The 18,241-nt window shown below is 37.6% G+C and carries 19 protein-coding genes (1 of these 19 running past the window's edge); 9 read left to right on the top strand and 10 right to left on the bottom strand.

Annotation, left to right across the window (positions count from 1 at the left end):
* From LEP1GSC195_RS17350 to LEP1GSC195_RS17315, 8 genes are all read right to left on the bottom strand, one after another.
* On the bottom strand, positions 1–396 hold the 5' end (the start) of the coding sequence (locus LEP1GSC195_RS17350; protein ID WP_015682267.1) for a PEGA domain-containing protein. Its footprint begins 1,248 nt before the window's first position; the window shows 396 of its 1,644 coding nt (coding positions 1–396); its start codon is at positions 394–396; the stop codon falls past the left edge of the window.
* Positions 386–1,168 carry an ABC transporter permease subunit gene (locus LEP1GSC195_RS17345; RefSeq protein WP_015680609.1) on the bottom strand — a complete coding sequence of 261 codons (783 nt, stop codon included), beginning with the start codon at positions 1,166–1,168 and terminating at the stop codon, positions 386–388. The genes LEP1GSC195_RS17350 and LEP1GSC195_RS17345 overlap by 11 nt, the downstream gene beginning before the upstream one ends.
* Entirely contained in the window at positions 1,165–2,043 is an 879-nt protein-coding gene (locus LEP1GSC195_RS17340) for an ABC transporter permease subunit (protein WP_015680983.1), read from the bottom strand. Before LEP1GSC195_RS17340 ends, LEP1GSC195_RS17345 begins: the two co-directional genes overlap by 4 nt.
* 4 nt (positions 2,044–2,047) lie before the next feature.
* Positions 2,048–2,509 (bottom strand): PTS sugar transporter subunit IIA, encoded by a 462-nt coding sequence (locus tag LEP1GSC195_RS17335; RefSeq protein ID WP_015681600.1) that lies wholly within the window; start codon positions 2,507–2,509, stop codon positions 2,048–2,050.
* Between the two features lie 35 nt (positions 2,510–2,544).
* Positions 2,545–3,435 (bottom strand): hypothetical protein, encoded by an 891-nt coding sequence (locus LEP1GSC195_RS17330; RefSeq protein WP_015682639.1) that lies wholly within the window; start codon positions 3,433–3,435, stop codon positions 2,545–2,547.
* A 13-nt stretch (positions 3,436–3,448) separates the two neighbouring features.
* Positions 3,449–4,450: a 4Fe-4S dicluster domain-containing protein gene (locus LEP1GSC195_RS17325; RefSeq protein ID WP_040507217.1), complete on the bottom strand. Its 1,002-nt coding sequence runs from the start codon at positions 4,448–4,450 to the stop codon at positions 3,449–3,451.
* Positions 4,451–4,618: 168 nt separating this feature from the next.
* Entirely contained in the window at positions 4,619–4,897 is a 279-nt protein-coding gene (locus tag LEP1GSC195_RS17320; protein ID WP_002973362.1) for a hypothetical protein, read from the bottom strand.
* 77 nt (positions 4,898–4,974) lie between these two features.
* Entirely contained in the window at positions 4,975–6,516 is a 1,542-nt protein-coding gene (locus LEP1GSC195_RS17315; RefSeq protein ID WP_040506940.1) for a cellulose synthase family protein, read from the bottom strand.
* A gap of 121 nt (positions 6,517–6,637) precedes the next feature.
* Between LEP1GSC195_RS17315 and LEP1GSC195_RS17310 the strand changes: the two genes are divergently transcribed.
* Complete coding sequence (locus tag LEP1GSC195_RS17310) at positions 6,638–8,821, top strand: hypothetical protein (protein WP_015681163.1); 2,184 nt, start codon at positions 6,638–6,640, stop codon at positions 8,819–8,821.
* The gene (locus LEP1GSC195_RS17305) at positions 8,818–9,558 is read left to right on the top strand and encodes a motility protein A (protein ID WP_015680617.1); all 741 of its coding nucleotides are present in this window, start codon (positions 8,818–8,820) and stop codon (positions 9,556–9,558) included. The genes LEP1GSC195_RS17310 and LEP1GSC195_RS17305 overlap by 4 nt, the downstream gene beginning before the upstream one ends.
* A 3-nt stretch (positions 9,559–9,561) precedes the next feature.
* Here the strand turns inward: LEP1GSC195_RS17305 and LEP1GSC195_RS17300 are convergent, their stop codons facing one another.
* A complete protein-coding gene (locus tag LEP1GSC195_RS17300) occupies positions 9,562–10,551 on the bottom strand; it encodes a class I SAM-dependent methyltransferase (RefSeq protein WP_015681127.1) in 990 nt (329 codons plus the stop codon).
* Positions 10,552–10,763: 212 nt separating this feature from the next.
* Here LEP1GSC195_RS17300 and LEP1GSC195_RS17295 point away from each other — a divergent pair, with 212 nt between their 5' ends.
* From LEP1GSC195_RS17295 to LEP1GSC195_RS17270, 6 genes are all read left to right on the top strand, one after another.
* Positions 10,764–11,177 (top strand): ribonuclease HI family protein, encoded by a 414-nt coding sequence (locus tag LEP1GSC195_RS17295; RefSeq protein ID WP_015681904.1) that lies wholly within the window; start codon positions 10,764–10,766, stop codon positions 11,175–11,177.
* The gene (locus LEP1GSC195_RS17290) at positions 11,174–11,539 is read left to right on the top strand and encodes a hypothetical protein (protein WP_015682427.1); all 366 of its coding nucleotides are present in this window, start codon (positions 11,174–11,176) and stop codon (positions 11,537–11,539) included. Before LEP1GSC195_RS17295 ends, LEP1GSC195_RS17290 begins: the two co-directional genes overlap by 4 nt.
* A 32-nt stretch (positions 11,540–11,571) precedes the next feature.
* Complete coding sequence (locus LEP1GSC195_RS17285) at positions 11,572–11,994, top strand: Fur family transcriptional regulator (RefSeq protein ID WP_002973507.1); 423 nt, start codon at positions 11,572–11,574, stop codon at positions 11,992–11,994.
* Positions 11,985–13,271: a CCA tRNA nucleotidyltransferase gene (locus LEP1GSC195_RS17280; protein WP_040506938.1), complete on the top strand. Its 1,287-nt coding sequence runs from the start codon at positions 11,985–11,987 to the stop codon at positions 13,269–13,271. The genes LEP1GSC195_RS17285 and LEP1GSC195_RS17280 overlap by 10 nt, the downstream gene beginning before the upstream one ends.
* Before the next feature lie 179 nt (positions 13,272–13,450).
* A complete protein-coding gene (locus LEP1GSC195_RS17275; protein WP_015681619.1) occupies positions 13,451–14,965 on the top strand; it encodes an outer membrane beta-barrel protein in 1,515 nt (504 codons plus the stop codon).
* 16 nt (positions 14,966–14,981) lie between these two features.
* On the top strand, positions 14,982–15,440 hold the full coding sequence (locus LEP1GSC195_RS17270) for a hypothetical protein (protein WP_232227832.1): 459 nt from the start codon (positions 14,982–14,984) through the stop codon (positions 15,438–15,440).
* Between the two features lie 120 nt (positions 15,441–15,560).
* Here the strand turns inward: LEP1GSC195_RS17270 and LEP1GSC195_RS17265 are convergent, their stop codons facing one another.
* Positions 15,561–16,007: a hypothetical protein gene (locus tag LEP1GSC195_RS17265; RefSeq protein ID WP_015682649.1), complete on the bottom strand. Its 447-nt coding sequence runs from the start codon at positions 16,005–16,007 to the stop codon at positions 15,561–15,563.
* A 112-nt stretch (positions 16,008–16,119) separates the two neighbouring features.
* Here LEP1GSC195_RS17265 and LEP1GSC195_RS17260 point away from each other — a divergent pair, with 112 nt between their 5' ends.
* On the top strand, positions 16,120–18,162 hold the full coding sequence (locus tag LEP1GSC195_RS17260; RefSeq protein WP_015680736.1) for a methyl-accepting chemotaxis protein: 2,043 nt from the start codon (positions 16,120–16,122) through the stop codon (positions 18,160–18,162).
* Positions 18,163–18,241: the final 79 nt, after the last annotated feature.

The raw sequence follows: 18,241 nt of genomic DNA, 5'->3' as shown, positions 1-18,241 counted from the left end.
TCGCAAGTCTTGTAAATCTTTCTCATCATTAATCTCTTTCTTTTTCCTTTTTACATTGGGAGATTCTGCATCTATCTTCTCTTGCAGAGTCATAACAGGTGTTTCCCCAAAGGAATGATAAACTACATTTGCCTTAGGATATTCTACATAGGTGTATTCTAAATTACGAAGTTCAGAAAGTAAAACGGAAGGAATTCCCTTGACTAAATATTCTTTTGTGGGGTCTGGAGAGACTGCAACGAACGAGAACAAACATAAATTACGCGAGGATTCATAAGTAACGCTCCCTTTGTAACTTTGGTTTGGGAAATTATAATAATCATCAATCGAGTACAACGGCAATACATTACATAGAAGTCCGAAGATGATGAATAATGCTGAAATTTTATGTTTCATTCTTTTTCTGGTTAGATCCCAAAGAATACACCAAAGTTAAAATGGCAACTATCGGAAGCAAAACGGAAACAGGTGTCTTATCAAAATAATCTTTAGAAAATGAGATCTGTTCTCCAAGTCCAGGACCTGTATCTCCAAGTGATGTTTGGATTCCTAAGTAAGAAAACAAGGCAGTAGTCATAACTACACCAGGTAATCCGGAAAAAAATAAAAAACCGAAAATATTGCGGAGGGCTGGTAGATAATGCAAAAGGATGAGTTGGTACGGTTTGGCACCCATACATAGGGAAGCTGACAAATAAGAACTTTGTTTGATTTCACGAATCTTTGCTGTGAGTGTTTCATACGACAATGCCCAATCGGAGACTAGGATAGCAATAAAAATGGCAAAGGGGCTACTCGGTAATAAACTCATCACAACAAGAGCAGACAATAAAGAAGGGATGGCGAGGGATACAGATACGATTCCTGAAAGAATAAAATCTGATCTTTTAGGAAAGAAGAGAGAAAAAGCAGACAGAATAAAAGATACAAAGATAGTCAAAATACGAGCAGGCACTACAAGGAGAATGGTAGATAAAGATCCATAACAAAACAAGGCTAAGTTGTCTCGACCCAAACGGTCCGTTCCTGCAAAAAAGCCAGGGGACAAAATGGGCAAATTGTTATTGGTTAGATCTACATTTGTAGGTGCCGATAAAACAATCGCACCCGAAAGGACCAATCCAAAAAAGAAAAACTGCACTAAGGTATGGACCGAAATCACTTTCATACCCCACCGGAAAAAAATCGTTGTAGATAAAATCCAAGACGATTCAAAACATAAAACAAAATTCCTGAATACATGAGGAGTGTTGCTAGTAACTTTGTATCCATTGATTTAATGGAAAAATATAAAGACTTCCCAATTCCTGGAAAAAAGAAAATCTCTTCTACAACCATTGCTCCTGACAGCAAAGACCCAAAATCTAAAATTAAAAGGATGAGTGCAATCGGCAGGACTTTTAAAAAAATTTCTTTTCCGACAATATGACTCCAAGGATAAGACCTTGTTTGTAATAACTGCACATATTTAGAATCAGCCTCTTTACGAATTTCTGGTAACAGATATAAAGACATACGTGCATAGATACGAGAACCCAACGCAATTCCCGGTAAAACTACATAGTATGTATTTCCTGATTCATACCCACCGGGAGGAAACCATTCCAATCGATAAAAAAACACAAGTAACAATAGTATGGCGACGATGAATACGGGAGTGGATAGAATCAGATTAGAACCAAAAGAAACAATATCATATAATAATCTAGATCGGAAGTATGTTGCTGCAAGAGAAAGTCCAAAAGCAAGGAAAGAACCAAATAAGATACTAAAGATTGCTAAGTGCAAAGTTGAAAAAAAACGAGTTCCAATATGGGCGTATACAGTCTCCCCATTCTCCGTTTTTCCTCCTGATTCCAAAATCAAAGATTTCCAAAACTGGACATAGGAAGATAAAAAACTTTTTTCCTGGCTTTGCATTTCCATCATTCCCGCATCAGCATACAAATAGGATTTATCTTTTGTGTGGAACTCTGAAACAAAACTACTGATACAAGATAACAGTAGAAGGAAATACAGAAAACGGAAGATTTCCGACTTCACTGGATTAACTTTTCGAAAGGAATGCCTTTTGGATTTCTTCGAAATTTTTGGCTTTGATGAGTTTTTCTCTTTCTTCAGGGATGTTGAGAGTTTTGGCAATCAATGCTAGTGTTTTGATATGATCCTGAAATTTATTTTTAGGAACAATAAGCATGATAAAAATTTGAACTAAACCATGATCAAGTGCATCAAAGTCGATTCCTTGCGGTGCAATAGCCATAGCACATTTCAACTCATTCACATAATGAACAGAACAATGCGGAATGGCAACTCCACTTCCAATGCCTGTCGACATGGATTTTTCTCTATTCATCAAAGAAGAAACTGTCTCCTCTTCATGACTTGGATCTAACGATTGTGTGGCGACCATATGAGAGATCATTTTTCGAATGGCATCTTCTTTCGTAGATGCTTTAAAATCGAAAATGATATTTTTAGGGTCTAGAATCTCCAGAAGTTGATTCATATGGTATAACTTACTCCCACCTTTTCAAGATCGACTTATTTTCCAAGAAAAACCCTGACGAAGAGGCCTTCTAAAAGAAAAAAAACAGCCATTACCAAACCGGCGCTTATCCCCATTTTACCCACAAAAAAGGCGATGGGAAGTAAAATGACAAAACTAAGTAGAGAAACATAATACGATCCGTAAAAATTACGTCCCGGACTCAGGTGCAAAAAGAAAGCAAGGGCTGAATAGGAAAGAATCCAGTTAAAACTTAACTGACCCGAACCAATCCCCCAAAAAGAAAATAAAAGAAGCCATCCTAAGAAAAACCCAAGTAGAATTGTTCGTCGAAAAGAAACCCAGGCAATTCCCACTAAAACATAAATGCCTAAACTATCAGCGAAAGATAAAAACGTAAGGCCATTCAAAGGAAGATTGGAAAACCAAGGCAATGTCAAAGGCAAAAGAGAGGACTCAAAAGAAATCCCTGTCCAAGAAACTAGCTCCACAGGAATTCGAAAAGAATATCCAAGTAAGGAGAAAACGCTGTCCCAAATCAAAACAAAGAGGAGAACCAAACTAAAAATAGGAACCCGTAAAGAATACTGTTGGCCGAGGAGATAATGAACTACCATGGCAAAAAATAATGCTATCGGTAACAAAATCGGATGCAACCAAGTTGTTGGTAAAATCAAAAAGATGATCAGTAATTGTGAAAGCAGTCCCAACCAATACGGCGACTGATTCGCACGAATACAAAAACCTAAATATATAAGTGTGAGTATTGATCCAATAACAATTGGCAAAATGGGGATTGGCAAAACATGAGCCAAAGAGTATCCAAGAAAACCCATAAGGGTTAGAAAATAAAAGAAATCGGCAAAGATCTCCGATGATTTTACTCCCCAACTATTTTCAGATAGAATATAAAGGTTCTTTAACATGATTTAATGATTGTTAAACAATAACTCCTTCGATTCGTTTCCGAATATCAATGCCAGACGGGCAATACACCGTACAAATTCCACAAGAAATACATTGATTCTTTTCAAACTCTTCTACTTTCCCTTTGATGAGTTGAACAGGATTTGCATGGGTTGGACAGTAGTTATTACACTCCATACAATCAATACAGCTAAATTCTTTTCTCGCTGCAGGAAGTTTTTCGTATAAAGTGATGGAGTAATGTTCGTAAATATTGAAGTAACCAAGAGAGCCGACATCCAATGGTTCTACTTCTTCAAACACAGTTTCAAAGGAAGCAATTTTGTATCGTTTGTCTAAGTTTGCAGGAATGAAAGCCAAAGCTTGCCCGTTCGTTAAAAAGAACTGACGAGGCTCTAAGTCCATCCTTCCCTTACGATCGACTAAAAACACTGCTAAATGTCTTTTCGTAAAAGGTTCGTTATAGTATAACTTCCGTAAAATATGGAATATGGTTTCTGCACCCAAAAATAGAACTTCATGTTGGATTAATGATTTTCTAGTCTTATCAACAGGCTCATGGAATTGTTTATGCAGAAAAAATTCAGGAATTCCATTGGGATGTTTAAAATCCAAAGACGAAACTTCAAAAAAGTTTGATACTTCTGCCTTCGGAAATATCGATTTCAGAAGATCAATGAATGATAGATAAGCATCCTTCATATCACGAAGGATCATTTCTTCAAAATTGAGATGTTGGTATCTGCAAAAGGGAGATAAAACAATTTTAAAAGAAGAATCTTTTTTAAATTTTTGAAAGTAATCCTTAAGAGGAGTTTCCATCAAATCCAAAGAATACAAAGCACCTTCGTCAAAAGATTCTAAAAGTGTAGGGAAATCATACTGACGAAAATGGTAAGGAGAAGTTGTAGACCAAGACCCATCTTGTTTGATTTGAAAGTATTTTTGGTCTGCGGTAAGACTTGCTACTCCATTAACAGGAGCAAGCACCTTTTTCCCGTTATGCGCAAGCATAACTTGACCATGGGTAACTCGTGTGGGATAGGAATCAGAGAGAACGCTGCCCGCAGGAACGGGGATCAGGAATTGACCCTGAATCGTCCGTTCTTTTTTGTTTTCAGTTTTATGAAATTTGCGAGCGAAGGCGCGAGGTAACCTGGGAAACAACACGCCGGTAATAATTTAGACGGCTTTCACCATGTAGATTTCGTCTTTGATTGGGAGTTCTTTTTTCAAGTTCTTGATATAAGGTAGAATCTCTCCCATTTCTTCATAATACTCGCAGTTGGTTTGCATACGGCGAGCCACTGTAAAGTATTTATAAAGTTTTTCTTCACCGGAACGTTTAGACCATTTCTTCTTATTACATTTTACTCGAAGAATGTATTTATCTTGCTCCGATTCGTATTGGCGAACCACAACACAATGCAAACAGTTCGCGCAGTAGACTTTTTCACTCATGGATGACCCCTGGACCTAGGTTGAATTTACAGCTTTTTGGAAGGAAAGGTTTCGTCAAGTAAGTACCATCGCTCTTCCTAAGCGACGGCACGAAGTTCCTTTTCTGCCTTGGTCGCTGGTTTGAATTTCCAGAACGACTCCGCCACAGAAAGATAAGAGACATAGAAAAATCCGATAGAATAAAGAACCATAAAACCGATCATGTATGGTTTTCCAACCATGAAGGAAAGGTAGATACAAAATACACAATAAGCACCCATAAAAAACTCGAGGAAAGCTCGGTAATCTACTGGGACTACGTATTTGATTTTGTCCTGCAAACTATCCCCTTCTTTCTCAATTCTGAGTTTTGGGGTGCGTTTGAAACCAGACTGGATACCAAAAACAGCTTCCATCCAAGCGTAAGTGTTCATCACAGCAATGCCTGTTCCAATCATCACAAGGATAGGAAGGTAAACCAATTTGGATTTCCAGTTTTTATGGATTTCCCTTTGGGAGTAGGCATAGAAAATCACAGGTCCCATAGATCCGATGGAAAGCACAGCGGCCGACCCAAAAAGGATCTCCATAGGGAGGTCATCCATCTTAAACCCTGCCCAAAATTCCATAAGGAGAAGTGGAGCCGTGAGTAAGATATTGATGATCATAAGTGGATGCACAGAATAATTGATGAGGTGGGTAATTGCTTCCCCTTTAATTTTCCAAGATTCGTTTGATTTCCAAATCCGAGGAATGAGTTTGACTGCCGTTTGGATTGAACCTTTGCACCAACGAAACTGTTGTGCTTTATAGGCATTCATAGTCGCAGGAATTTCTGCCTTACAAACTACGTCTTTAATGTAACGAAACTTCCAACCTTTGAGCTCGGCACGGTAAGAAAGATCAAAGTCTTCAGTGAGGGTATCATGTTCCCAACCGCCAGCGTCTTCAATACAAGCGCGTTTCCAAATTCCCGCAGTACCATTGAAGTTCATCCAAAGGCTTGCTCCATTTCTTGCAACCTGCTCGATCATAAAGTGACCATCGATTCCAAAACTTTGAGCTTTGGTCAAAATATTATAGGTTTCGTTGATATGGCCCCAACGTGTTTGGACCATTCCTATGGATTCGTCTTCGAAGTATCCCATAGTGCGAAGGAGAAAATCGGAGTCAGGAGTAAAATCCGCATCAAAAATAGCAATGTAGTCACCTTTTGCTTTTGCCATCCCTTCATCTAGAGCGCCGGCTTTGTGACCTTTACGGTTGGTTCTGTGAACATGTTCGATCCAGATTCCTTTTTTCTTGTACTGAGCAACAAGAGTCGCAACCTTTTCCACAGTTTCATCAGTGGAGTCGTCAAGAACTTGGATTTGGAGTTTTTTTGCCGGATATTCCAGGTTACATGCAGACTCGATCAAACGATCGACAACATAGAATTCATTGAAGATTGGCAGCTGAACGGTAACAGTCGGGAGGTTTTTATCCTTCAAGGAAAGGAGTTTTGTTTCGTCCTCCGCACAGTTTTGTTTGTATCTGCTATACAAAAAAACCATGAGGTAAGTGTGCAAACCGAAGTAGAATAGAACCAAAATGTCAAAGCCGTAAAGAACCAAAAAGGATATAGATAAAAACGTCAGCATAGTTATAGTCAAAATCGGCACATAGGTCGTTTTGGTCAAACATTTTGTGCACTGCCAAATAAAATAAGATTTTCTTTAGTTTGCGAATGAGGCCTATCAAACATCTTTGGTAGCTAATTCTATGGATTCTCAATGGAAACGTTTCTGGGAAACCGGCCTCTTCCCCTCACTCGAGTTTAGTCTTAGCCTTTCGATTGGTTATGTACTCTCTCTATTTTTTTATGTAGCCGGATCTGAACTTGCTCTGATCGATCGTACAGATACGGCTTATCCTGTATTACAGATACTTCTAGTTGTATCGTTTGCAGTTGGGTTCATTTACAGGAAATACAAACAAACGTTACCTGTCGGTTTAGCGATCGCCCTTTTAGCTGCTGCTGTCATTCAGATCTTTTGGTTTTTTCGGGCAAATTCTGCTGAGTTTCTGATCGATTATATTTTTTCCTTTGAATTGGTTTTACTTAGTGGGGTTTTGTCTGCATTTTCTGTGGGTATTTATGGTGGGTCTTTACGTGACTTCCGTTTTTTAAGTTTTGCCCTCGGTGTTACGGCTTTTACGTTTTATTCTTTATTTGAACCCAACCAAAACTATTCCATGAAAGTTTTGTTAGCTGTTCTTTATATATTTTTATCTTTATATCTCGTTAGTACTTTTGTACAACGAAGTCCTTATTCCAGCAAGTTCTACAAAATAAGATCAAAAATCGGTAAACATCCGTTATTTGCGCCATTTTACAGATCTGCGTTATCGTTACTCATCTCATATTGTATTTTACATTTATACTTTCAACCCGGACCCAAAATACCACTGATCCTCTCTGTATCATTTTCTGTGATCTTTGGTAGAGTTTTGTCCTTACTTGGGGGATTAAAAAAAGAAACCAAAGCAGTATTCTTAATTGGAAGAGTGGCTCTATTATTTGCTTTTTTCTTTTTTATTTACCAAACCTATTGGAGTTCTTTCTTTATTGCCCTTTGTATCATCACAGGTTCCATCGTTGGATTTTTTAAACCCAATAAAACTGCCTACAAAGAGTATATGTTTATTGGATTAGAGACCAGTATTTATCTTGGTCTTTCTTTTTTGTTATATTTTTGGAATTTACCGATGGGAATTCGGACCGTCTCTGCATTGTTATTTGTTCCGGTTTTGATGTACCCTTACTTAATGCAAAAACACATTGTACGCCTGCCGAGGATAATGATGTTGGCCGCCGCATCATTGATCGTATTACTTTTCTTTTCACCACCGACAATACGAACCAACTCTCCATTTTCAAAAAAAGAAATCTTCGACCCCATTCCTTTTGCGATTACAAACATATCATTCAACGAAGAGGAATTTATATTTTATAAATCCGTTTTACCTTTTGAATCCAATCCCTTTCTACCAAAACGTTCGGAAATCAAAGGCAAAACTATTGTATTAGGACTGAGTTCCAACCAATCACAAATTATTTCTTATATAGAAAGACTGAGCCAAGAACAACATCCATTCCTCATCTTAACCACTAGAAATAAATCCAATCAGTTTCATCACATCAATGCACTGTCACTTTTAAACAGAAAGTCCTATTGGAACTTCGACATTTACTATCCTAGTTATATGGAATCAAAAATTGGATTTGCGCCAACACTTCCGGCAGATTGGAAACTAAAGTATTTTGCAGAGAAATTAGACAATGCTACAACCCTGGAAGTTGTTACTGCACTCGATTCCATTTTAAAATATTCATCTGGTGATTTACGAAAAGACGCTTTAGAAATCAAACATTTGTATTATGAGTCGTTTGCGGAATACGCAAGGTTTTACCATAACATCGGGCAAAACAAACTAGCATTAGATGCCATTGCCGTTGCTAGGAAATTCGAACCACCAAAACCGGATTTGTTGCGGATTGCCTTTAATAGTTTGAAATTCACAACTCCTGAGGCAGAATACATTCCCATCCTGGAAGATCTTAGTTCGGATGCAGAATTTCAAGAGTTTGCTTGGAACTCTTTGATTCCTATGTTCGAATCCTTGGGAGATTGGAATCATGCACTTCTTACAATGAGTTCTTTGGAAAAATTCTATAGATCTAACAACCAAATTGACCAAGCAAGCGAACTAGAGTTAGCTCGTATTCGATTATTAATCAACCAAGAAAATTGGAAAGAAGTTGAACCAATCATAGGAGCAAGGATGAGAGAAAATCCAGATTCTGTGATTTGGGAACGGCTCAAAAACGAAGTTATAGAAAAAAAAGATTCACTGAGACGGTTGAGCACTCGACCTGATGTGAGAGAGGCAAGAATCCAATGATCCATTCCACACTACTCGGAATACTCGCAGCCGTTTTATCGGTTTTTGTTGCTATTTTGATTGAAGGTGCTTCCTTACGGTCCTTCTTCCACTTACCTGCTATGTTACTGATCGTAGGCGGTACGTTAGGTGCCACTTTTGCATCTTACTCCATCTCCCAAGTAACGAAAGCTGTAAGAGATACAAGATTTGTCCTTTCTAGAAAAAAAGAAAACGATCTAAAACTTATTTTCTTTCGTTTTTGGGAAAAGGCAAGAAAAGACGGACTTTTATCTTTAGAAGATGAAGCCAAAAAACTAGACAATCCTTTTTTACAAAAAGGAATCCAGTTGATTGTGGATGGATCTGATCCCCGAACCATTGAAGAAATTCTTTGGGAAGCGCATGAAGAAGAAGAAAAAAACGATTTAAAATCAGCAAAAGTATTCGAAACCGCAGCTGGGTTTTCTCCCACTGTGGGGATTATTGGAACTGTACTTGGCCTTGTGACTGTTTTGGAAAATTTAGATGGCGGGACAAAAGTTCTTGGGCAAGGTATTGCAACTGCATTTATTGCAACCTTCTATGGAATTTCTTTTGCCAACCTAATCTTACTTCCTATTTCCAACCAACTCAAAGTGATCGCCAAACAAGAAAGCAACGAACGACAAGCCATCATGAGAGGAATTTTATCTTTACAGTCAGGTGAAAATAGAAGGATCCTCGCCGAACGAATTGATCCTTTTGTTAAGTATTGAAGTTTAGGAAGTAGACTCCGGTCGGATACAAAACAACTGGTGGATCTTTTCATCTCGAAAGTCTACCGGAATCGACTCCTTTGTTCGATTAATACACTGGAATCCGCGTTGTTTCCACTCTTCCTCATCGACCTCCATTTTGAACTTTCTAAAATTAGTAGAGAACCAAATTTCCCCATCATCGGAAAGAAATTTTGTTAAAAGTAATAAAAGAAGATTTCTATGTTTGGTTTGAACGTCCCACTCTTCTCTCATTTTTTTACTATTGGAAAATGTAGGTGGATCGAGAAAAATTAAATCATAACGTTCCCTGTTGGGATTTTTTGTTTCCTCTTCCATCCATTGCAAAATATCTGCATTGATCATTTGATGGTTTGCTGATTTGAAACCATTGTGTTCTAAATTTTTCAACGCCCAATCACAATAGGTTTTGGAAAGATCTATACTCTTTGTTTTTGTGGCTCCACCTGACGCTGCATAAACGGAAAATGCTCCTGTATAAGAAAAAAGATTTAATACCGACTTCCCCTTAGATTTTTTTCTCAACCAATCCCTTGTGATTCTGTGGTCTAAAAAAAGACCTGTGTCTAAATAATCAGAGAGATTGATTTGAAATTCCAAGTTAGATTCTTTTACCCATTCAAAGTTTCCTTCGATGGATAATTTATCATATTGGTCAGTACCTTTTTGTTTTTTACGTCTCTTTAGAAACAATTGTTCTTCTGAAATCTGAAATACGTCTCGAACAATAGAGGCAATGCGATCAAAGCGTTCGTCATGTCCTTCTTCCGCTTGGAAACGTAAGGAACTTTTATCGTATAAAACCAAACCATTGGGATACCGATCCAAAATGCAAGATACTTGTGGAATGTCTTCCGAGTAAATTCGATAACACTCGATGGATTCTCGTTTCGCCCATTTTTCGCGCTCTTTCTTCAGCTTACGAAGGCGGTTCTCAAACATGGTAAGGGCACCAAATCCCCGTTCGGTCATGGAATTTCCTTTTTTTAGGGGAGGTTGGGATTTTTAGGAAGATATCCCCGCCCTATCTAGACTGGGTGGGGTTATCCACCCGCCACCCAATACGCTCCGTTTACCACGACACCGCAAAAAAGTCCTTCAAAAATCAAAATCCAAAAGATTTTTTTAAATTCAGTTCGTGTTTTTGATTGGTGAGAGAGAGATCACAGAAAAGACTGTCGGCTATGTCGACAAAAGATACCACCTTCATTTACTGTGACGGTAGTTCCCGCGGAAATCCTGGCCCTGCTGCCATTGGTGTTTCCTTCCAAAACAATGATGGAATCGAATTTTTCTTTTTATCTGAAAAGATTGGAAATGCCACGAACAATGTGGCTGAATGGCAGGCCTTACATAGAGGTATGGAAGAAGCAATCAAACAAAATCTACAAAAGATTAGATTTCGTTTGGACTCCGAACTTGTCGTCAAACAGATGAAAGGTGAATACAAAGTAAAAAACAAAGACTTACTCGTTTTCAAAAACAAATGCGAATCTTTAAAATCTTCCATTCCTAATTTTGAAATCCAATACATCCCTCGCGAACAAAATACTCGAGCTGATCAATTGGCAAACATAGCACAGGACGCCAAGGTTTGATTTTTCGAATTTTTACCAATGCGGTCTCCATTTTAGTCATAGTAATCTTCTTATCCCATTGTAAAAAATCAGTCTCTCGTCAGTTGGATGATCTATTAGAATCCAGTTCAGCTTTCCAATCTGCCACCTTCTGCGAAAAATATAAAACCCAGCTTACCGAAAGAAAAGAAGACTGCGAACGAATCACCCAATTGGCAAGAGAAGAAATTGACTCCATTCTCAACCGAAGATTGGATTTGGGCATTGCTCCCGTAATTGTAGAAAAAAAGAAGGGAAAGGAAATTGAAGAGTTTTTACAAGTCCATACTCGGATGGGAATTCGGTATTGGGAAATCTGGAAAGCAAACGTGATTTTAGAATAGACAATCTTCCCCCATCACAGGATAAACAAATCATGGCTGGAGATCCTTCTCAAATATTAAAAAAAATCGGACTCAAAGTAACAAAAAATCGTGAACAGGTTTTGTCCATTCTGCAAGGATCGCCTAGGCCGTTAAACCACCAGGAAATCATGGAAAAACTGCCCAAAGAAGAGTCTTGGGATCGTGTTACCATTTACAGAGCTTTATCCGACTTAGAAGAAAAAAATCTTTTAAACTCTCTCCATTCCACAGATCGAGTCACCTACTTTGAGTTAAAGTCTGATGGAAACCACATTGTCTCGGCTGCACATGGACATTTGATTTGTAATGTCTGTGGTAAAATAGAATGTATCGATGACCCTTGGAATGGAATTCCATCCGCCAAACACTTGAAAGGTTTTTCCACAGAATCAGTCGAAATTGTTTTTAGAGGCAAATGTAGAAATTGCCAATAGACATTCATTCCCTAGTCCCCCAAAATTACCTAAACCATCTACTACAAATTGATTCTGCGTTGAAAGGAGCAGGGTTTGAATGTTATCTTGTTGGTGGGTCAGTACGTGATTTAGTCATGGGGAAAATTCCCAAAGAATACGATCTAACTACAAATGCGGAACCCAAACAAGTAAAACGATTGTTTCGAACAGTCATAGACACAGGAATCGAACATGGTACTGTAACCGTTGTTTTGGACAAAATCAATTATGAAATAACAACGTATCGGATCGACAAAGATTATACAGACGGTAGACGACCGGACCATGTAGAATTTGGAACCACATTATCTGAAGATTTAAAACGAAGAGATTTTACAATGAATGCCCTTGCGTTTGATATAAAATCGGGACTTCTCGTAGATGAGCACCTTGGAATCAGGGATATCGAACAAAAAATAATTCGTACCATCGGAAATCCAATGAAACGTTTTACAGAAGATGGTTTAAGGCCAATCAGAGCATTAAGGTTTGCCAGTACTTTAAATTTTTCGATCGAACCAGAAACCAAAAAAGCTATTCACGAAACCAAACAAATTACAAAAAAAATATCTTTAGAGCGTTTCCAAGATGAGGTTCTAAAATCTTTTTTAGGTCCCAAACCATCCCGTATGATTCAATTGTTGGCTGAGGAAAGTATCTTCCAAATTTTTCTTCCGGACCTACCGGCTCAATTAGTTACGAAAGATGATATTTTAGAAAGATTAGACCAAACTTCCAAAGAGTTAATTGGGCTGCAATTGGCATTAGCTTTTTTTTCTCTATTTGATGGGATCTCTTTAAAAGAATTAGAAACAATACTAAAAACTCTAAAATTTTCTGGCCAGAATACAAAGGACTGTTTATTATTTTATGAATTTTTATCCAAATGGGAAACAATTAAAAATTCCGATGAACCAAACGAATTTGTCTTAAAAAAAGAGTATTTAGCGCCCGTTAAACGGCACTTCCAGTTACGAATCCAGATTGATGCTGAATTTATTCTTAAACTTAAACCAATATTTGGCGAAAGCATATCGCAGATGATTAGAATTTGGGAAGAGGAGCCACCTCTTCTCCTCACAGACATAAAATTCAACGGAAATCATTTGTCCGAAACCTACCCTGAACTGGCAAAAACCAATTATGGAATGGTTCTAAATTATCTTTTAGATCTTGTCCTACACTCGCCTAAAGAAAATGAATATTCAAGACTATTGCATCACTCTGCTGAATTTATAAGCAATTTGACCAAATAATTTCAAAAATCTGCCAATATCCGCTCCAGTAATGTTCCTTAATTAATCAAAAACTATTTTTTTTTCTCCAAGAACCCATTCAAATACAGTGTTTCTCTTTTTTTCTTCCTGGGTCAGGAAGAAACTCCGCCAACCTGGTACACAACTTGCACAACAAGTTCACATAGGAGAAATGGCAAATGAGAAATAAATACACTCTGTTGGCGACGATCGTTGCTACCTTATTTTCCCAGGCTTCCCTTTTTGCTCAGGATAAAAAGGAAAAGGATAAGTCTTGGTATGAGTTGGTAAATTTTTCCGGATATGTGGACGTATACTATAACTATACTACAAATAACCGGCAAGGGGCTACCCAAGATACAGCGGGAACTTTCCACACTTACAACAAGCAGTTCGCTGTAAACGCAGTGAAACTTTCTATGGAGAAGTTGGCGGATAAAGAAAGTCCGTGGGGTTTCCGCTTGGATATGCAAAACGGACAGAACAACATGTACCAAGAACGTCCGTATCAAACAACAAACTCTTTACATAACATGCAGTTGTTACAACAAGCTTATGTTTCAGCATACTTCCCTGTATTCAAAGGGTTGACAGTTGACGTAGGTAAAATGGCAACACATATTGGTTTAGAGCTACTTGACTCAAAGGATAACATCGCTTACACGATAGGTTATGTGTTCTTTAACACAATTCCATTTATCCATACAGGTGCAAGAGCAAACCTTCAAATCAATGATAGACTATCCACTGGTCTTTATCTCTACAACAGTGCCCAAGGAACTGGATACACAGGAAACGGCCAACAATTTGGTTACAACGGATTATCACCTTACGGTGATGCTGCGGGTGGATCTAGTTTAACTAGCACTTCACAACATGCTTATGCTGACGGACCAAACCCTACAAGAGCGATTGGAACTCAAGTTAAGTATGATGTAGTACCTGATAAATTTCAAGTTGTATGGAACACATTGCAAGCTAACGATAACATCAAAGGCAGACAAAACAATGCTCTATACTATTTAGAACAATCTACAGGATCATCCTTTCCGAAACAATCATCGTTCCACACTGACCACTGGATGATCCAAAACTTAATTTTGATCTTCAAACCAACTGATAAATTGACTACCATCTTTGACTATACTTATGGTGAAAGATCAGGCCAAACAAACACCGCTGCGTTTGGATACGAAGCAGGTGGAGTTACTAAAACTAAGTTAGATACAGCGATGCCAGGACTTGTTCCTGATTTGGATCCAGGTTTAGTCGCTGCTGGTCTGACAAAAGATACTAACTTAAGCCGTGAAAACAAACTGAAAAGAATTTACCAAACATACCAATTACAAGCGAAGTATCAATTCACGAACTTCTTTGCCCTTGGTTTCCGTTTTGAGTATCTTGATGACAAACGTTACGGTGGATCACTCGTAGTTAACCCTCCTCTATTTGCTGTAACACCAGCAGACAGATATGATCTTAAATTCCAAGATTCCATTGGAACAAGAGCAGTTAGTAACTACGGACAAATCAAAACTCTTACCTTCACACCTACTTTTGACCTAACGGAAAACCTCCAAGTGAAAGTAGATTTAAGAAGAGATTGGGGTCCTGGTCAACAATTCGTAGACACTTCCGGAAGACCGGCTTCTTACCAAAACGGTATCATTGTCGGTATGGTAGCTAAATTCTAAGGAGAATATGATGAAAATGAACAACAAATCCTTTAAATCTGGTTTAGTAGGAATCTCTTTGGCTCTCCTGATGACAGCAAACTTTGTTAGCTGCTCTGATTCTGGTTCCAAAAAAGAAGATAACCCAACGGCTCTACTTTACTTAGTAAACAACTCAGTGGTCGACTCAGAGGTTACAGCAAATTGTGTTGCTGCTTATACTGCAGCTAACTCATGTGTAGGTGGAAAAGAATACTTTAATGCTGGCATAGGTTGCTCCTCTAAAAAGTTAGATGGAAGAACAACTGACGAATTGAAAGCATTAAAAGAGTGCGTTCTTTCTAAAGTAAATGACCCTATTCAACCATGTAATTTACCACAATTCACTTATGGCCTTGCGCAACAAGCCCTTGCTGGTGCTTTTTCCGCTTGTAACAAAAAGTATACGACGACTGCTGGTGTCGAGGTAGACTTAAAAGACTACTTAATATACTAACAAAACTTAAGTCAGGAGATACTCTCTCCTGACTATTTTCTTACCTTCCAAACATCCGAATCTAATCTGTAATTAAATCACAAACACCGGCTTTTTAGTATGTTTTAAAGTGTATGAAGGTTATGGCTTTTTATAATCTACTTTCTCAACAAAGGAACGTCGAAAAATCACTGTAATTTCTTTATCAGGTGGAGAGTCACTTGAAAACTTACTGATAGGTCGTTTATACACCCAGTATTCCCTATCACCACCACGTTTGATTTCATCGGGAGAACCAATATACTCTCTTACAAAATTACCATTTTTTCCCGGCAAAGTGTCTTTTATCTCCTTTCGAAGTTTCATACCAGCCAATTGCTCTGCTGTTAGCTGGGCCAAAACTGCTTCTCGTTTTTCGTCTTCGGATTGAATTTCTTTCGCCGATGACGACATAAATTCCCGACATTTGATTTCGTCTTGGAAAGTCTTCATACAATTTTCAAAGAGACTATCTTGATTTTTTACTTCCAAAGTGCGAGCACAGGAAGCTGTGGCAAACAACAGAATTAGTATCAGGGGTTTGTTCATAAACCCTCCCGTTCATTCCTCTATAAAATTAAATGATTGCTTTATTGAAAATCAATTATCGTTAGAAGTGAAGTAGATTTTTTTCGTCTACTGCAGGAAGATAAAGGGTTCTATGTCAAAGTTTCTATCAAAGTTTTCCATCCAAAGTAGACTTCTACTTTTACCGATTCCACTCATTGCATCACTATTCATCATTTTGCTTATTTTAGTACGATCTTTAAATGGAACGATTGAATTTTCTAAAAAAGAGCAATTAGGAATCCAGGCATTGAAGCCAATCTATCTTTCATACCGCGAAGGATTAAAACGTTTAAAAATTGGTCAAGAGAACACCGAAGATTTGATTCCTCTAATGGAAACGGCTAAAATGAAAATTTCAGAAACGGACCTACTCCCAAAAGACACAAAAGAGATTATAACTTGGAACAAATATTCAAAAATCGAAAACTTTGATCAAACGACATCTAGAAACTTTCTAAACGACACACAAGAACTTGCTCTAAAAGTAGGTGACTTCTCTAATCTGATTCTTGATCCAGAAGTTAACTCCTATTACCAAATGGAAATTATATTTTTCAGAGTTCCTGAAATACTTAAGAATATTGGTTTCTTAAATGAGGTAGTTCGTGATGAATATTTGAATACAAATATAAAAAGCAAACAATACTCTAGCATTAGTTATACTAAAGCATTGATATCAATTAACTTTATAGAATCTACTTGCAAAGAAATTCAAAAATCGTATACGAAGTCCGTCGAAGATACTTCGCCTTATGTGGAAGAACTTAAAAAAGCAAACCAACTCGCTAAATCCGCTTGTGAAGTTTATATCAAAGAATTAAAAGAAACATTCATTCTAACTACAAACAAACCGGCTTCTGCCGATAAACTATTTGTTATTCTGAACACAGGTAACTCTTTTGCTGGCGATATTCAAGATCGTTCGATTATGATTCTCGAGAAACTTGTGAACGATCGAATTCAGTTATTATCTTTCCAAAGGAACTGGAACATTATCTTGGTTTTGGTTTCTTTATTATTATCCACCTTATTTGTTGTTTTTATATTAAGAAGCATTAACAATCCTTTAATTTCTGTCCTTAGTAAAGTAAATGAACTTTCTAGTGGTGAAGCCGATCTAACAAAAACTCTTCCTAATTTTGGAACCAATGAAATTGGCAGAATCACAAATTCGATTAATCTCTTTTTGTCAAATCTAAATGCTATCATGAATCAATTGAAGATATCGGTAAGTGATGCAGAAAAAGTATCTTATAAATTAAAACAAGATGCAATTTCTGTTTCCGATAATGCATCTTCATTAGCTTCCATTTCCGAAGAATCTGCTGCATCCTTGGAAGAACTAACCACTTCCTTTGAAATCATGTTTCAATTCATAACAAATGAAACAAAAAACATAGTTAAAATTACCGAAGAAATGAAAACAATTGAAGGTTCTATTTACAATATTGAAATGGCTCTCCTGCAGTTAACTGACCAATCCATTACTTCTACAAATTTGGCAAATTTAGGGAATGTCTCCATTCAAAACACAGATAATGCAATGTCTGAGATTCGATCGGTTACCAAGGAAATCACAGGGATCGTAGACCTCATTACTGAAATCTCAGAAAGAACCAACTTACTAGCATTAAATGCAAGTATTGAAGCAGCACGGGCTGGTGATGCGGGAATGGGGTTTGCTGTGGTAGCAGAAGAAATTTCAAAACTAGCCGATAAAACTCAATCATCTGTAAAAAACATCAAACGACTCATTGATAAAAGTAATTCTGTAGTTAGCATTGGCACAAATCATGTCCATGAAACAGTAGGTGCACTCAGTGAAATAGTAGAACAATCTAACAGAATGCAGGTTGGTGTAAACCATTTAAAAGAAGAGATGACAACACAAACGAATAGTTTACTCAATGTCACCACCGAACTAAATGGATTACAAGAAATGGCCGAAACCATCGAGTTTTCAAGTAGAGAACAGAAAAAAGCTTCAGAAGATATGGTGAATACAATCAATACTCTTTCTGGCAGTGCTCAAGAACTTGCAAACAATTCGGAAGACTTAAACCAAGTCAGTCAAAAGATCGGAGAAATTGCAGGAACCATTGCTACAGTGACAAATTCCTTTCGCACGCATTAGAAAATATAAATCGGAGGTGAAAGGTAATAAAACCTTTTACAAAAAATCCGATATACTAAAAACCGAACCTAAAAAATGG

This window comes from Leptospira wolbachii serovar Codice str. CDC, from assembly GCF_000332515.2.
GTDB lineage: Bacteria > Spirochaetota > Leptospiria > Leptospirales > Leptospiraceae > Leptospira_A > Leptospira_A wolbachii.
The sequence above is the reverse complement of the archived record's forward strand: the minus strand, read 5'-3'. Positions and strand labels throughout refer to the sequence as shown.

What these genes read in the sequence shown, in the direction of transcription:
- LEP1GSC195_RS17345 (WP_015680609.1), bottom strand. Translation starts at nt 1,168, where the DNA reads ATGAAAGTGATTTCGGTCCATACCTTAGTGCAGTTTTTCTTTTTTGGA.
- LEP1GSC195_RS17335 (WP_015681600.1), bottom strand. Translation starts at nt 2,509, where the DNA reads ATGAATCAACTTCTGGAGATTCTAGACCCTAAAAATATCATTTTCGAT.
- LEP1GSC195_RS17330 (WP_015682639.1), bottom strand. Translation starts at nt 3,435, where the DNA reads ATGTTAAAGAACCTTTATATTCTATCTGAAAATAGTTGGGGAGTAAAA.
- LEP1GSC195_RS17325 (WP_040507217.1), bottom strand. Translation starts at nt 4,450, where the DNA reads ATGCTTGCGCATAACGGGAAAAAGGTGCTTGCTCCTGTTAATGGAGTA.
- LEP1GSC195_RS17320 (WP_002973362.1), bottom strand. Translation starts at nt 4,897, where the DNA reads ATGAGTGAAAAAGTCTACTGCGCGAACTGTTTGCATTGTGTTGTGGTT.
- LEP1GSC195_RS17315 (WP_040506940.1), bottom strand. Translation starts at nt 6,516, where the DNA reads ATGCTGACGTTTTTATCTATATCCTTTTTGGTTCTTTACGGCTTTGAC.
- LEP1GSC195_RS17310 (WP_015681163.1), top strand. Translation starts at nt 6,638, where the DNA reads ATGGATTCTCAATGGAAACGTTTCTGGGAAACCGGCCTCTTCCCCTCA.
- LEP1GSC195_RS17305 (WP_015680617.1), top strand. Translation starts at nt 8,818, where the DNA reads ATGATCCATTCCACACTACTCGGAATACTCGCAGCCGTTTTATCGGTT.
- LEP1GSC195_RS17300 (WP_015681127.1), bottom strand. Translation starts at nt 10,551, where the DNA reads ATGACCGAACGGGGATTTGGTGCCCTTACCATGTTTGAGAACCGCCTT.
- LEP1GSC195_RS17295 (WP_015681904.1), top strand. Translation starts at nt 10,764, where the DNA reads ATGTCGACAAAAGATACCACCTTCATTTACTGTGACGGTAGTTCCCGC.
- LEP1GSC195_RS17285 (WP_002973507.1), top strand. Translation starts at nt 11,572, where the DNA reads ATGGCTGGAGATCCTTCTCAAATATTAAAAAAAATCGGACTCAAAGTA.
- LEP1GSC195_RS17275 (WP_015681619.1), top strand. Translation starts at nt 13,451, where the DNA reads ATGAGAAATAAATACACTCTGTTGGCGACGATCGTTGCTACCTTATTT.
- LEP1GSC195_RS17270 (WP_232227832.1), top strand. Translation starts at nt 14,982, where the DNA reads ATGAACAACAAATCCTTTAAATCTGGTTTAGTAGGAATCTCTTTGGCT.
- LEP1GSC195_RS17265 (WP_015682649.1), bottom strand. Translation starts at nt 16,007, where the DNA reads ATGAACAAACCCCTGATACTAATTCTGTTGTTTGCCACAGCTTCCTGT.
- LEP1GSC195_RS17260 (WP_015680736.1), top strand. Translation starts at nt 16,120, where the DNA reads ATGTCAAAGTTTCTATCAAAGTTTTCCATCCAAAGTAGACTTCTACTT.